We start from the raw sequence: 13,739 nt of genomic DNA, 5'->3' as shown, positions 1-13,739 counted from the left end.
GACGCCTGTTTTTAGAGCGCCTGGTTCTACCAGTCGGCTATTTTTCCGTCCGTCATCGGTCGGTTGTGTCCTGGATGGTTTGCCATCCCTCCTCACTTTCGGAGATTGATATGCGTCTTGCTTCCACTAAAACTGCGGCGGCCCTGTGCGGCGGCCTGTTACTGGCCCTGAGCGTTCCGGCCAGCGCTGCAGTCGACGCTAAACTGCTCGACATGCTCAAGGCCAACGGCCAGATCACCGCTTCGCAGTACACCGAACTGCAAAACGAGTTGGCCAAAGACCAGAAAGAACAGCAGATCGCCCGGCAAGCTCAGCAAGAGAGCAACGAACAGATCGCGGCCACCGCGAAAAAAACCAATGAGCTGAGCAGCTTCGACCAGAAGCTGGCTTGGGCAGCCAAGACACAATTTAAGGGTGACGTACGTTTCCGCCACGAGACCATCAAGATCGATGGCACCCCCAACAATGGCGGCAAGGACAAGGACCGTGAGCGCATCCGCGCGCGTCTGGGGGCCTACACCGAAATCAACCCACAAGTGGATACCGGCATCCGCATTGCTACCGGTAGCAGCGACGACGCCCGTTCCACCAACCAGGACCTGGATGGCTACTTCAACAAGAAGTCGATCTGGCTGGACCTGGGCTACATCGACTACCACCCGGACCAGATCAAAAACCTGCACGTGATCGGCGGCAAGATGCTGCAACCGTGGGTCAGCATGGGCGACGTGATCTGGGATAGCGATATCAACCCGGAAGGTCTGGCCCTGACCTACAAATACCCACTGGGGAGCAGCGCCGAGCTGTTCGGCAGCCTGGGTAACTACAACCTCAAAGACAACGTCAATGGCGACGGCGTGCAATTTCGCAATGACCTGCGCATGACCGCCGGCCAGTTGGGCTCGCGTTTCACCCTGACCGACAACCTGAAGCTGACGCTGGGCGGCAGTGTCTATGCGTTCCAGAATGACGAAGACAGCCGCTGCCCGACCGCCGGTTCCTTCCAGTGCCTGACCCCGGCTGAAACCGTGGCGAACACCACGGCCGGCAATGCCAGCGAATACCGCCTGTACGAAGGCTTCAGCCAAATCGATATCGGCGGCCTGGCCGTACCGTTGTCGTTCTACGGCCAGTACGTGCAAAACACCAAAGCCACTGATAAAGACAAGGACACAGCCTGGTTGCTGGGTGCCAAGTCCAAGGTGTTTGGCCTGAACCTGGACTACAACTACCGCGATGTGCAGCGTTACGCGGTGGTGGGTGCCCTCACCGACTCGGACTTCGCCGGCGGCTTCACCGGTGCACGGGGTCACAAGTTCAAGGTCGGTTACGACATCGACAAGAACTTCGCCATTGGCGCGACTTACTTCCTGACCAAGGCAGACTACGCCAGCGTCGCAGGTTACCGCGACGCCAATGCCAATACCCTGCAGTTGGACGCAGAAGCCAAGTTCTAACAGTACGTGTAATAAGCCTTGGGCCAGGACGGCCCGAGGTGGTTGCAACAGCCTTGCGTGGCGAGATCGATCCCCATCATCCGTTCGATCGCGCCACGCGAGTCTGCTTCTACCCCGCCTTTATTGATCCTTGAGCCGCTCGGCAGCCAGCCGTTGCGCCAAGGCATCCACATCCTTCACCGGCTCATCCGGCATGATCTTCAGGGTCGCCTGCATCAGGCGCATCTGACGGATAAACCGGCGGCAGTTCGGGCAGAACATCAAGTGATGACGCACCAGCAAGCGCTCGCGAAAGGTCAATTGCCCATCGAGATAGTCACTGGAACGTGCCACTTGTTCTTTACAGGTCAACATTCGCCCGTTTCCTCAAAATGCTCCACCGTGGCAAAGACTTTAAGCCGTGCTCGATGCAACAGCACACGGACATTGGAGAGTGAGAGCGTCAGGAGATTACAAATCTCCTCCAACTCCAGGCCCTGGCGTTCACGCAGCACCAGGACGCTGCTTTGCAACTGCGACAAACTCAGCAGCGTATGCTCCAGGCAATCACGCAGCTCATCCTCGGTCAGCAAGGCTTCCGGCGTGTCCTGATGCCAGGCAAAGGGGGCGACCGCCCAGTGGCCATCGTCGGGGGTAAAGCGGTCATCGCCGATGGTGCCGTGGGGCGAAGGCAAATCGTCGAGCAACACCTCACGACGATTCTGCTTGTAGCGTCCCTTGGCGGCGTTAGCGGTGATGGTCAGCAGCCAGGTCTTGAGGCTGGACCGGCCTTCGAACTTGGACAGGTTGCGCACTACCGACAGCCAGGCGTCCTGGACGATTTCATCGGCATGGCGCTGGCCGACGATGGCATATGCCACCGCCCGCATGGCGCTCTGGTAGGTGGTGACCAACTCCTTGTAAGCCCGTTGATCACCCTTGAGCAGGCGTTCAAGCAGATGCGCGTCGTCCGCTGCTGCCATTGTCTACCTCGATTTCACTGCAAGGCCTGTCGCAGGATCAACGCTTGCGCAGGATCACGCTGCCGATGGAATAACCTGCACCGAACGAACTGAGCACCGCAACCGACCCCTTGGGCAGGTCATCCTGGTAGGTGTGAAACGCGATCACCGAGCCAGCAGAGCTGGTATTGGCGTAAGTATCGAGAATCACCGGGGCCTCTTCTACCGTGGCTTCGCGGCCCAGCAGTTTCTTCACGATCAGGTGGTTCATGCTCAGGTTGGCCTGGTGAAGCCAGAAGCGTTTCACATCGGCCACGTTCAACTGGTTTTCTTCGAGGTGCACGCCGATCAGCTCGGCCACCATCGGGCATACGTCGCGGAAGACTTTGCGGCCTTCCTGCACGAACAGCTTGTCGGGCGCGCCGATGCCCTCTTCCGCCGCACGGTTGAGGAAGCCGAAGTTGTTGCGGATGTTGTTGGAAAACTTGGTCAGCAGCTTGGTGCTCACCACATCGAACTGGTGCTCGGACGTTGCCAGGTCGGCACGTTCCAGGACCACAGCGGTGGCGGCGTCACCAAAGATGAAGTGACTATCGCGATCGCGGAAGTTCAGGTGGCCGGTGCAGACCTCCGGGTTGACCATCAGGATCGCCCGGGCCTGGCCGAGTTGGATGCTGTTGGCGGCGTTCTGGATGCCGAAGGTCGCCGAGGAGCACGCCACATTCATGTCAAAACCGAACCCGGCGATACCCAGGGCTTCCTGGACTTCGATGGCAATGGCCGGGTAGGCGCGCTGCAGGTTGGAGCAGGCGACGATCACGCCGTCGATGTCGGCGGCGGTCTTGCCTGCACGCTGCAGGGCTTGTTCGGCGGCGCCGATGGCCATCTGGCAGAGCACCGACCATTCGTAGTTGCTGCGCTCAGGCAGGCGTGGGGCCATGCGCTGCGGATCGAGAATGCCGTCTTTGTCCATCACGAAGCGGCTCTTGATGCCCGACGCCTTTTCGATAAAGGCCGCGCTGGACTCAGTCAGCGCCTGCACCTCGCCACGCTCGATGGCAGCGGCGTTGTCAGCATTGAACTGCTGCACGTAGGTATTGAAAGACTGCACCAGCTCTTCGTTAGAGATGCTGTTGGCAGGGGTGTAAAGGCCAGTGCCGCTGATGACGACGTTATGCACGGTCGTTCCTCTAAATCTGTCAGGCAGAAGATATTGGTACCGTCGTACCAAACTGTGAGTAGTTCTATTCCGCCCAGCGGACATCAAACTGGCATCGCTTTATTCCATCGCGTCGCTGCTACGACGATCCCGGCATTTATGGGCGCGAAGTTTGCCACAAACGCTGGGGTTTGGCGCCACTTCCCAGACAAACACCTTTTTAATGTGTGGGAGGGGCTTGCTCCCGATAGCGGTGTGTCAGTTACAGAATTTGTTTCTGATAGACCGCCATCGGGAGCAAACCCCTCCCACATTGAAACCTTGTTGATGCTGGAAATCGTGAAGGGATCAGGCCTCGACCAGCGTCCACTGCTTGCTCAAGCGCTTGTCGGAAATTGGCACTTTGGTGCCCAACTGCTGGGCAAACAACGACACCCGATATTCCTCCAGCCACCAGCGATAAAGCTCCAACTGAGGATCACGCTTACCTTCCTGGGCATGCTTGTTCAGGCGGTTCTGGTATTGCGCCCACAACCCGCTGAGCTCGCTGCTCCACACCCGATCTTTTTGCACCTGGCTCGGCAGTTTTTCCAGACGCAACTCAATGGCCTTGAGGTAACGCGGCAGCTCCTTGAACCACTGCGCCGGGGTTTCCCGCACAAAACCTGGATAGACCAAATTACTCAGTTGCTGCTTGATGTCATTCAAGGCCACCGCCTGCGCCAGGTCGATCTTGCCTTTGAAGCGCTTTTGCAAGCCGTGCCAGAGTTTCAGCACCTCCAGGGTCAAGCGCGCCTGGCGTTCGGCGTGTTCGGTCCAACTGCCGCGCTTGCGTTCGGCCAAAGCGGCCAAACCAGCGCCATCACGCGGCAGGCTGGCTTCGCCTTCGAGCACGCAGGTGTCTAGGCTCGCCAGCAGGATGTCTTCCACCAGCGCATCGATACGCCCCAATTCACGGTACATCAGCCCCAACTCGGTGAGGCCGGGTAGCTTGCCGCGCAGGAATTTCGCCGGTTCCGCCAGTTGCTGCATGAGCAGACGCTGCAACGCGCGGCGATGCTGGAACTCAGCCTCGGCGGCGGTGGAAAAGCGACCTTCCTTGACCGTACCGTTTTCTTCCACCAGCGCCGGGTACACCGTCATCGACAGCCCAGCGATCTTTTGCTGGGTTTTCTCGGCCACGGCGGCGAACACCTTGGCTTCCACCGGCTGCTGGCTTTTCGCCGTTTGCGGCACGGCCAAAGCGGCTTGGCTGGCTTCGGCAAAGCGTGCGGTCAGCTCAGCCAAGTCGCGACCTTCGCCGAGGAACTTACCTTGGCCGTCGACCACTTCCAGGTTCATCTTCAGGTGGCTTTCCACCTGCTGCGCCGACTCGGCCCAAGCTTCATCGCTGACCCGCGCGCCGGTCATGCGCAACAGTTCACGCCCCAGCGCCTGGGGCAGCGAGCCCTGACCGAACTCGATGCGTTGCAGTGCGGCCTTTACGAAGTCCGGCACCGGCACGAAATTCTTGCGCAGCGCTTTAGGCAGGTTGCGCACCAGAGCGATGCACTTGGCTTCGATCACCCCCGGCACCAGCCATTCCAAACGTTCCGGCGGCAAGGCCGGCAACAGCGGCGCCGGTACGCGCAGGGTCACGCCGTCGCGCGGGTGGTTGGGTTCGAAGTGGTAACTCAGGGCCAGTTCCAGATCGCCCAAGTGCAGGGTGTCCGGGTAATGCGCGGCGGTGACTTCACTGGCCTCGCGGGCGAGCACGTCTTCTTCGCGCATGATCAGCAGTTGCGGGTCTTTCTGGCTGTTGACCTTGTACCAGCTGTCAAAGGTGGCGGTCTGGTGGATCTCCGCCGGCAAGCGCGCGTCGTAGAAGGCGTACAGGGTTTCTTCATCGGCCAGGATGTCGCGGCGGCGGGCCTTGGCTTCCAGTTCGTCGAGTTGTTCCAGCAGTTGCTGGTTGGCCGTGAGGCACTTGGCGCGGGATTGAATCTCGCCGCGCACCAGGCCTTCGCGGATAAACAGCTCGCGGGACACCACCGGGTCAATCGGCCCGTAATGCACCGGCCGGCGCCCGACCACAATCAACCCGAACAAGGTGATCTGCTCAAACGCCACCACTTGGCCGCGCTTCTTCTCCCAATGCGGCTCGAAGTGGTTTTTCTTGATCAGGTGCCCGGCCAGCGGTTCGATCCAGTCCGCGTCGATCTTGGCGACCATGCGCGCGTACAACTTGGTGGTTTCCACCAGTTCGGCGGTCATCAGCCATTGCGGACGCTTCTTGCCGATACCCGACGAGGGATGAATCCAAAAGCGCCGCTGGCGCGCACCGAGGTAGTCACCGTCTTCGGTCTTCTGCCCGATCTGGCTGAGCAGGCCGGAGAGCACCGCTTTGTGCAGTTTCGGGAAGTCAGCCGGTTCTTTGTTGATGGTCAGCTGCATGTCACGACAGATCAGGCTCAACTGGCGATGGGAATCACGCCACTCGCGCAGGCGCAGGTAGTTGAGGAAGTTCTTGCGGCACCAGTTGCGCAACGGGCTGGCCGTGAGCTCCTGGCGCTGTTCTTCAAAGCCGCGCCACAAATTGACCAGCCCGGCGAAGTCCGAATCGGGATCTTTCCACTGTGCATGGGCCTGGTCGGCGGCCTGTTGGCGCTCCGGCGGACGCTCGCGCGGGTCCTGGATCGACATGGCGCTGGCGACGATCAGCACTTCCTGCAAACTGCCGAGCTTGGCGGCTTCCAGCAACATGCGCCCCATGCGCGGGTCCACCGGCAGGCGCGCCAGTTGGCGGCCCAGCGGGGTGAGTTGGCTGTTGCGGTCCACGGCCGAGAGCTCTTGCAACAGGTTGAAACCGTCGCTGATCGCCTTGCCATCCGGCGGTTCGATAAACGGGAAGTCGGTGATTTCACCCAAGCGCAGGTGCAGCATCTGCAGGATCACGGCGGCGAGGTTGGTACGCAGGATCTCCGGATCGGTAAATTCCGGCCGCCCGATAAAATCTTCTTCGCTGAACAGACGGATGCAGATACCCGGCTCGACCCGGCCGCACCGACCTTTACGCTGGTTGGCACTGGCCTGGGAAATCGCCTCGATCGGCAGGCGCTGCACCTTGGCGCGGTAGCTGTAGCGGCTGATGCGCGCGGTGCCGCTGTCGATCACATAACGAATGCCAGGCACGGTCAGCGAGGTTTCCGCGACGTTGGTCGCCAGCACCACGCGCCGGCCCGGGTGGGATTGGAAAATCCGCTGCTGCTCGGCCGGTGACAGGCGCGCGTACAGCGGCAGGATTTCCGTGTGCTTGAGCTGGGCCTTGCGCAGCATCTCGGCGGCGTCACGAATCTCGCGCTCGCCCGGCAAAAACACCAACACATCGCCGGGGCTGCGCCGTTCGCTGCGCTCGTAAGCGGCGATTTCATCGAGGGTGGCGAGAATCGCCTGGTCAACGGTCAAGTCATCCTCGACGCGGTTGCCCTCTTCGTCCTGTTCCAGAGTCAGCGGGCGGTACCACGTGTCCACCGGGAACGTGCGACCCGAGACCTCGACAATCGGTGCATCGTCGAAGTGCTTGGAAAAGCGCTCCAGGTCGATGGTGGCCGAGGTGATGATGACTTTGAGGTCCGGGCGACGCGGTAGCAGGGTTTTCAGGTAACCGAGCAGGAAGTCGATGTTCAGGCTGCGTTCGTGGGCTTCGTCGACGATGATCGTGTCGTAGCGTTCCAGGTAACGGTCGTTCTGGGTTTCCGCCAGCAGGATGCCGTCAGTCATCAGCTTGATCAGGGTGTTGGAATCGCTCTGATCCTCGAACCGGACCTGATAGCCCACCAACGCGCCCAAAGGCGTGGCCAACTCTTCGGCAACCCGGCTGGCAACGCTGCGCGCGGCAATCCGGCGTGGCTGGGTGTGGCCGATCAAACCGTACTGGCCGCGACCGATTTCCAGGCAGATTTTCGGTAACTGGGTGGTTTTACCCGAACCGGTTTCGCCGGCAATGATCAGCACCTGATGTTTGTTCAGCGCGTCCTTGATCTCGTCGCGCTTGGCGGCAATCGGCAGGCTGTCGTCGTAGCGAATCACCGGCAGGCTGGCGCGCCGTGCCGTGACCTGGGCGCAGGACGCCTGCATGCGCGTGACCCACTGCGCCAGTTTTTCCTCGTCGGGCTTCTTGCGCAGCTCAAGCAACTGCCGCCGCAAGCGGTGGCGGTCGGCGAGCATGGCGTGATCGAGGTTTTTCAGCAGTTGGTCAATAGCGGGCGCTTGGTCAGTCATCAGGGCGGCAAGGGTCTTTTGGGTGAGGCAGGTGAGGCCTGCGCAGCATCAGTCGATGGAATGGACGCGATTGTCGCAGATTTCGGCAGGACGGGAGACGTTGCGTCATCGGGTAACGGCGCTGGCAACCCCATCACAAGGACGGTTCCTACAAAAATCCGACCACCGTTCCCACGCGTTAAAGCTGAAATCCGATGTATTGAGCGAGCGACGCGGGGTTCAAATCTGCCCCCCCCCCCCAAGAGGATTTCGTATGCCTATTGATCCCCATCGCTCTACCAGCGGCAGTTTCTCGCATTCACACGCCAACACACATCACGACGTCACGCCTTATAAAGGCTCGCCGTTACCCTGCCGCACTTCCGTTGGCTATGCGCTGCTGAACAATACAAAAGCGCGGGACCTGAATGCGGAACTGCACCTGGCAGGCGCGGCGCTGAACCCCAAAAACCCCAGAGGTCAGTTGGTGAACGTCAATCAGCCAAAAGACCTGAAGATCCTGGATAAACCAACTTCGTTGAATAAGTTTGTGCTTACCCAAGGCGGCCAATTGGTAGTCGGCAACATCGACAAAAACGTGCCACCCAAGTGGATGTCTCACCCCGCCATTGCCGAAATCGGCGCTGGCCCCGGTCAGTCGCAGAAGATCATCAGTGCCGGGTATATGAAAAAAAACCTGCTGGGGAAAGTTTGTCTATCCAATACGTCAGGCCATTACTTACCCAAGCAAAGTGACTTGAGGCCCGCGCTGCAACATTTAAGGAGCATGGGCGTGGAGGCAACCAAGGGCGTATGTGTCATCGTCTGACGCCAGCCGAGTCAGGGCGGGGGTTCCAGCACACCTCGCTCTTCAGGAGTAACCGCGCTCCTTGCGTCGGTACGGAAACACATCAATCACCTTCCCCGCGCGAATCGCTTCTTGCAGTCCCTTCCAGTAGTCGGCGTTGTACAACTCGCCATGCAATTCATCAAACAGCTTGCGCTGCCCGGCGTCGGCGAACAGGAACGGCGGGAATTCTTCTGGGAACACGTCCAGCGGACCGATGGAGTACCAGGGTTCCGACGCCATTTCATCCTCGGGCGTGCGTGGCTCGGGGATGTGGCGGAAATTGGCCTCGGTGAGAAAGCAGATTTCGTCATAGTCATAAAACACCACGCGGCCGTGGCGGGTGACGCCGAAGTTCTTCAGCAGCATGTCGCCGGGGAAGATATTCGCCGCCGCCAGTTGCTTGATGGCCAAGCCGTAGTCCTCCAGGGCTTCGCGCACCTGGGCGGGGTTGGCGTTTTCGAGGTACAGGTTGAGCGGGGTCATGCGCCGCTCGGTCCAGCAGTGACGAATGAGCACGGTGTCGCCCTCTACTTCGACGGTGCCGGCGGCGACTTCCAGCAACTCGGCCAGGCACTCGGGTTCGAACTTGCTCAAGGGGAAACGGAAGTCGGCAAACTCCTGGGTATCGGCCATGCGCCCCACACGGTCGACGCTTTTGACCAGCCGGTACTTCTCGATGACCGTGGCGCGGTTGACGTTTTTCGACGGTGAAAAGCGGTCCTTGATGATCTTGAACACGGTGTTGAAACCCGGCAGCGTGAACACGCTCATGACCATGCCCCGCACGCCCGGCGCCATGATGAATTGGTCGTCGGTGGTGGCCAGGTGATTGATCAGCGCGCGATAGAACTCCGACTTGCCATGCTTATAGAAGCCGATAGAGGTGTACAGCTCGGCAATGTGCTTGCCCGGCAGGATGCGCTTGAGGAAACCGATGAACTCCGCGGGCACCGGTACGTCGACCATGAAGTAGGAACGCGTAAACGAAAAGATGATCGACACATCGGCTTCGTCGGTGATCAACGCATCGATCTGGATGCCCTGCCCTTCGCGGTGCAACAACGGAATCACCAGGGGCCATTGTTCCTCTCGGGTGTAGAGGCGACCTACAAGATAGGCGCCTTTGTTGCGGTAGAGCACCGAAGAAAACAACTCGACCTTGAGGTCCGGGTCCTTGCACACCCAATCGGGCAAGTTTTCCCGTAATTGCGCTTCGAGGCGCTGCAGGTCTGCGTTCAGATCGGCGTAGGGCTCGCTGAAACGGTAGTCCGCAAAGATCTGCGCAAGCATCTCGCCGATTTTACCGGCGGGCGTATAGGTGCGGGTCTGCGCTGCCCGCGCCCGGCGCAGGCTGGGCCGAGTGGTGTGGATAAACATGCAGCCGTCGCTGATCAGGTCGTGGCTGAACAGGCCGCAGAAGATCGAGTTGTACCAAGTCTCGGACAGCTCATCGTCGAAACGCAGGTCGATCAAGTCGATGTAGGCGCTTTTGACCAAGGGCCACAGGTCGACATCCAGTAAGTCCGCGTCTTCGAAACGGGCGCGCAGGCCAGCGATCACCTCAGAGACCTTCTCTTCGTACAGGTTGATCCGCGCCGCAGACGCCGCCTGGCCCTGCTGCCACTGCGCCTTTTCGAAACGCTCGCGGGCGCCATCGGTGATCTGGCGAAAGTGCTCACGGTAATCGTCGAAGCCGTCGAGGATCGTGCGGGCGATAGCGAGGGCGGGCGTGGGTTGCGACATGCGGAAAACCTCGAACGAGCATCGGGAAGCCCTGAGCTTAGCCAGTGTATGTAAGCAGGAGAAGGCTGATTTTTTGCGCTGCGTTGTACAACTTCGTTCACATCGTACATTTGTTTTCAATTTTTTTAATTCGACCATACGGTCAATAAAAACACCTATTAGTCGTCATCCGTTTGACCAATAGCCGCTAACGGCGGGGCTTGGCACTTGGTGCCAGAAATAGCGGTGCCAATTCCAATTTTGATCCCGCCTCAAGCGTTGGATCCAACTAAGGGAAACCCCGATTACCACCTTGATGGCACTTTGATATACAGCGCGCCCTCTCCCACCCTAACAAGGTCAAAAGACCGATCCGGGAGCAGGTTCTAATTGCCCAAGGAGCATTGAGATGTCATTGAGGAACATGAGGATCGGTCTGCGTGCCAGTCTGAGTTTTGGGGTGTTGGCCAGCTTGCTGGTGATTGTTGGCCTGTTCGGCCTGGGGCAGATGGCCAAGCTGCGCGAAAGCGCGCTGGTCATCGAGCAGTCGTGGATGCCGAGCATCGAGAATATCCACGACAGCGCGGCCTTCGCGGCCAGTATCCGCCTGGAGGCTTTGCGCCTGGTGACCACCGATGAGTCCCGGGTGCGTGACAACAGCAGAAACCTGATTACCCTGCAGCGCAACGAACTGCAAACCCTGCTGGCCCGCCATGAAACCCTGCTGACCAATGACGAAGAGCGCGAGATGCTCAAGCAGGTCAAAACCGACGTGGCCGGCTACCTGGCGATCGTCGGCCAAATGGTTGATTTGATCGATAAGGATCAGCAACAAGACGCTATTGACCTGCTCAACAACCGTCTTGCGCCTCAAGGCACCCTCCTCACCCAGAGTTTGGAAAAGCTGATCGTCTTCAATCAGAACGGTGTCGAAGCCGCTGCGGACTCCGCCGCACAGATGTATTCGAGCGCGCAATGGGTGGTCGGCCTGATCATCGTGATTGCACTGATCGCCACTTTGCTGCTGGCGTGGCTGCTGACCCGCAGCATCACCGCGCCGCTCAGCCAGGCGCTGTCCGTGGCGCGCACCATCGCCGCCGGCGACTTGAGCCAACCGATCAACGTCAGCGGCAATGATGAGCCGGCCCAACTGCTTGGCGCCCTGGTCACCATGCAGACGCAGTTGCAGACCACCATCCGTGGGATCAGCGAATCGGCGCAACAACTGGCCTCGGCCGCCGAAGAAATGAGCTCGGTGATGGAACAGAGCACGCGCGGCCTGCAAGCGCAAAACGATGAAATCGAACAAGCCGCCACCGCCGTTACCCAGATGAGCGCGGCCGTGGACGAAGTGGCGGGCAATGCGGTGTCCAGCGCCGAAGCGTCCCAGGCCTCGGATGAAGACAGCAAGCACGGCCACTACCAGATCAGCGAAACCATCAGCTCGATCCAGAACCTGGTGGATGAAGTACTCGGCGCCTCGAACAAAGCCGAAGGCCTGGCGGTACAGGCCCAGGACATCAGCAAGGTGCTGGAAGTCATCCGTGGGATTGCCGGGCAAACCAACCTGCTGGCCCTCAACGCTGCGATTGAAGCGGCGCGCGCAGGTGAAGCCGGGCGCGGTTTTGCGGTGGTTGCCGACGAGGTGCGTTCCCTCGCGCAGCGCACACAGGATTCCACCGAAGAAATCGAGCAGATGATCAGCGGTATCCAGCAAGGCACGCAGGACACCGTCGAAGCGTTGAACAGCAGCGCAGAGCACGCTGGCCAGACCCTGCAACGGGCCAACAGCGCCGGCAGCGCCCTTGAGAAAATCACCGCCGCCATCTCGCAGATCAGCCAGCGCAACCTGGTGATCGCCAGCGCCGCCGAGCAACAGGCGCTGGTGGCCCGCGAAGTGGACCGCAGCCTGGTGAATATCCGCGACCTGTCCACCCAGACCGCCGCCGGCGCTACCCAGACCTCGGCCGCCAGCCAGGAATTATCGCGCCTGGCAGTGGACCTCAACGGTTTGGTGACGCGGTTTGTCGTGTAAACAGTGATTGTGTCGGACAGGTGACTGGGCAACACTCGCGGCCTTATTGATGTAGGAATATTCCGTGAGACCTGTCGACACCCTGTACCTGTTGGGGCTGGCTGCCATTTGGGGCGCGAGCTTTTTGTTCATGCGCATCATCGCCCCGGAAATCGGCCCCGTCCCGACCGCGTTTTTCCGCGTATCGATTGCCGCTGCCGGCCTGCTGGTGATGCTGGCAGTAATGCGAGTGCGCTGGGATTTCCAGGGCAAGTTCAAGACAGTCCTGTTGCTCGGCGTGATCAACTCCGGGATCCCGGCGACCATGTACTCCGTGGCCGCCCAAGTGCTGCCGGCCGGTTACTCGGCGATCTTTAATGCCACCACGCCGCTGATGGGCGTATTGATCGGCGGGCTGTTCTTCAGCGAACGGCTCACCGCTTCAAAAATCGCCGGGGTGAGCCTTGGCCTGCTTGGTGTAGGCGTACTCACGCGCGCCGGGCCGGTGGCCTTTGACCTTGAGCTGTTGATGGGCGCAGTGGCCTGCCTGGTGGCGACCACCTGTTACGGCTTCGCCGGCTTCCTCGCGCGGCGTTGGCTGGACCAGCGTGGCGGGTTGGACAGTCGCCTGTCCGCCTTGGGCAGCATGCTCGGCGCGACGTTATTTCTGTTGCCGCTCTTCGCCTACAGCGCCGCCCTGCATCCGCCCGCGAGCTGGGGTGGCTGGGAGGTGTGGGCATCGTTGCTCGGGTTGGGGTTGGGGTGTACAGCGTTGGCGTATGTTTTGTACTTCCGGTTGCTGACGGCTATTGGACCGGTGAGGTCGATGACCACTACCTTCCTGATCCCGCCGTTTGGGGTGCTGTGGGGGGCGTTGTTGCTCGACGAACCGTTATCGATGGCGCATCTATACGGCGGGGTGTTGATTGGGGGGGCGTTGTGGTTGGTGTTGCGACCGGGGAAATTGGCCAAAGTGATTTAGACGGGACAAGGGCTGTTTATCGTGTTGGCACTGAGCTTGGCGCTCCAGTGGCTGCCCGGCTTCTATAACGGAAACGGCATTGACGTAAAGCGCGTCCCCGGATGCCGTGGCCTTCTCAATGTATTCCAGATGCTTCGGTATTTACCCCATTAACCCAGATGCCACACTCACCTAGTTGAGCCAAGGCGCTACTGAGCATATGGCTTTTATCCACGAGTATTTGCGCAGCACTATCCAGCAGCCTATGGCGATCGACATTCTCAATACCGGAAAACTCAAATAGAACAGTGAGGTGGCGTCCGACCGAGGGATTGTTGCAAAAATAAGTTAAATAAACCCCCGTTCCGGTCGATACCCCCTGAAAGCCTTGCGGAT

At 59.9% G+C, this 13,739-nt stretch carries 9 protein-coding genes; 4 read left to right on the top strand and 5 right to left on the bottom strand.

Going from position 1 to position 13,739, the window contains the following annotated elements; all coding sequences use genetic code 11:
- Positions 1 to 110 precede the first annotated feature (110 nt).
- Positions 111 to 1,457 (top strand): putative porin, encoded by a 1,347-nt coding sequence (locus tag AB4N82_RS17815; RefSeq protein ID WP_032887704.1) that lies wholly within the window; start codon positions 111 to 113, stop codon positions 1,455 to 1,457.
- Between the two features lie 120 nt (positions 1,458 to 1,577).
- Here AB4N82_RS17815 and AB4N82_RS17810 read toward each other — a convergent pair whose 3' ends face one another.
- The 4 genes from AB4N82_RS17810 to hrpA form a co-directional block, all read right to left on the bottom strand.
- Positions 1,578 to 1,811 carry an anti-sigma factor family protein gene (locus tag AB4N82_RS17810; RefSeq protein WP_032887702.1) on the bottom strand — a complete coding sequence of 78 codons (234 nt, stop codon included), beginning with the start codon at positions 1,809 to 1,811 and terminating at the stop codon, positions 1,578 to 1,580.
- Positions 1,805 to 2,419: an RNA polymerase sigma factor gene (locus AB4N82_RS17805; RefSeq protein WP_032887701.1), complete on the bottom strand. Its 615-nt coding sequence runs from the start codon at positions 2,417 to 2,419 to the stop codon at positions 1,805 to 1,807. Before AB4N82_RS17805 ends, AB4N82_RS17810 begins: the two co-directional genes overlap by 7 nt.
- 37 nt (positions 2,420 to 2,456) lie before the next feature.
- Positions 2,457 to 3,578, bottom strand: coding sequence for a beta-ketoacyl-ACP synthase III (locus AB4N82_RS17800; RefSeq protein ID WP_460102426.1), 1,122 nt, complete (start codon positions 3,576 to 3,578; stop codon positions 2,457 to 2,459).
- A gap of 327 nt (positions 3,579 to 3,905) precedes the next feature.
- Positions 3,906 to 7,817 (bottom strand): ATP-dependent RNA helicase HrpA, encoded by a 3,912-nt coding sequence (gene hrpA, locus AB4N82_RS17795; RefSeq protein ID WP_095185390.1) that lies wholly within the window; start codon positions 7,815 to 7,817, stop codon positions 3,906 to 3,908.
- A gap of 253 nt (positions 7,818 to 8,070) precedes the next feature.
- Between hrpA and AB4N82_RS17790 the strand changes: the two genes are divergently transcribed.
- Positions 8,071 to 8,625, top strand: a complete 555-nt coding sequence (locus AB4N82_RS17790; protein ID WP_122764557.1) for a hypothetical protein — start codon at positions 8,071 to 8,073, stop codon at positions 8,623 to 8,625.
- A 42-nt stretch (positions 8,626 to 8,667) separates the two neighbouring features.
- Here AB4N82_RS17790 and aceK read toward each other — a convergent pair whose 3' ends face one another.
- Positions 8,668 to 10,389: a bifunctional isocitrate dehydrogenase kinase/phosphatase gene (gene aceK / locus AB4N82_RS17785; protein ID WP_032887694.1), complete on the bottom strand. Its 1,722-nt coding sequence runs from the start codon at positions 10,387 to 10,389 to the stop codon at positions 8,668 to 8,670.
- Positions 10,390 to 10,777: 388 nt separating this feature from the next.
- On the opposite strand from aceK, the gene AB4N82_RS17780 reads away from it, so the two are divergent.
- Both AB4N82_RS17780 and AB4N82_RS17775 read left to right on the top strand, forming a co-directional pair.
- The gene (locus AB4N82_RS17780; RefSeq protein WP_095185387.1) at positions 10,778 to 12,403 is read left to right on the top strand and encodes a methyl-accepting chemotaxis protein; all 1,626 of its coding nucleotides are present in this window, start codon (positions 10,778 to 10,780) and stop codon (positions 12,401 to 12,403) included.
- Positions 12,404 to 12,467: 64 nt separating this feature from the next.
- On the top strand, positions 12,468 to 13,364 hold the full coding sequence (locus AB4N82_RS17775; RefSeq protein ID WP_122757014.1) for a DMT family transporter: 897 nt from the start codon (positions 12,468 to 12,470) through the stop codon (positions 13,362 to 13,364).
- Positions 13,365 to 13,739: the final 375 nt, after the last annotated feature.

It is taken from the genome of Pseudomonas sp. H1_D04 (assembly GCF_054683855.1).
The sequence above is the reverse complement of the archived record's forward strand: the minus strand, read 5'-3'. Positions and strand labels throughout refer to the sequence as shown.

Excerpts from the sequence above, each read along its gene's own strand:
- AB4N82_RS17815 (WP_032887704.1), top strand. The coding sequence starts at position 111 with ATGCGTCTTGCTTCCACTAAAACTGCGGCGGCCCTGTGCGGCGGCCTG.
- AB4N82_RS17810 (WP_032887702.1), bottom strand. The coding sequence starts at position 1,811 with ATGTTGACCTGTAAAGAACAAGTGGCACGTTCCAGTGACTATCTCGAT.
- AB4N82_RS17805 (WP_032887701.1), bottom strand. The coding sequence starts at position 2,419 with ATGGCAGCAGCGGACGACGCGCATCTGCTTGAACGCCTGCTCAAGGGT.
- hrpA (WP_095185390.1), bottom strand. The coding sequence starts at position 7,817 with ATGACTGACCAAGCGCCCGCTATTGACCAACTGCTGAAAAACCTCGAT.
- AB4N82_RS17790 (WP_122764557.1), top strand. The coding sequence starts at position 8,071 with ATGCCTATTGATCCCCATCGCTCTACCAGCGGCAGTTTCTCGCATTCA.
- aceK (WP_032887694.1), bottom strand. The coding sequence starts at position 10,389 with ATGTCGCAACCCACGCCCGCCCTCGCTATCGCCCGCACGATCCTCGAC.
- AB4N82_RS17780 (WP_095185387.1), top strand. The coding sequence starts at position 10,778 with ATGTCATTGAGGAACATGAGGATCGGTCTGCGTGCCAGTCTGAGTTTT.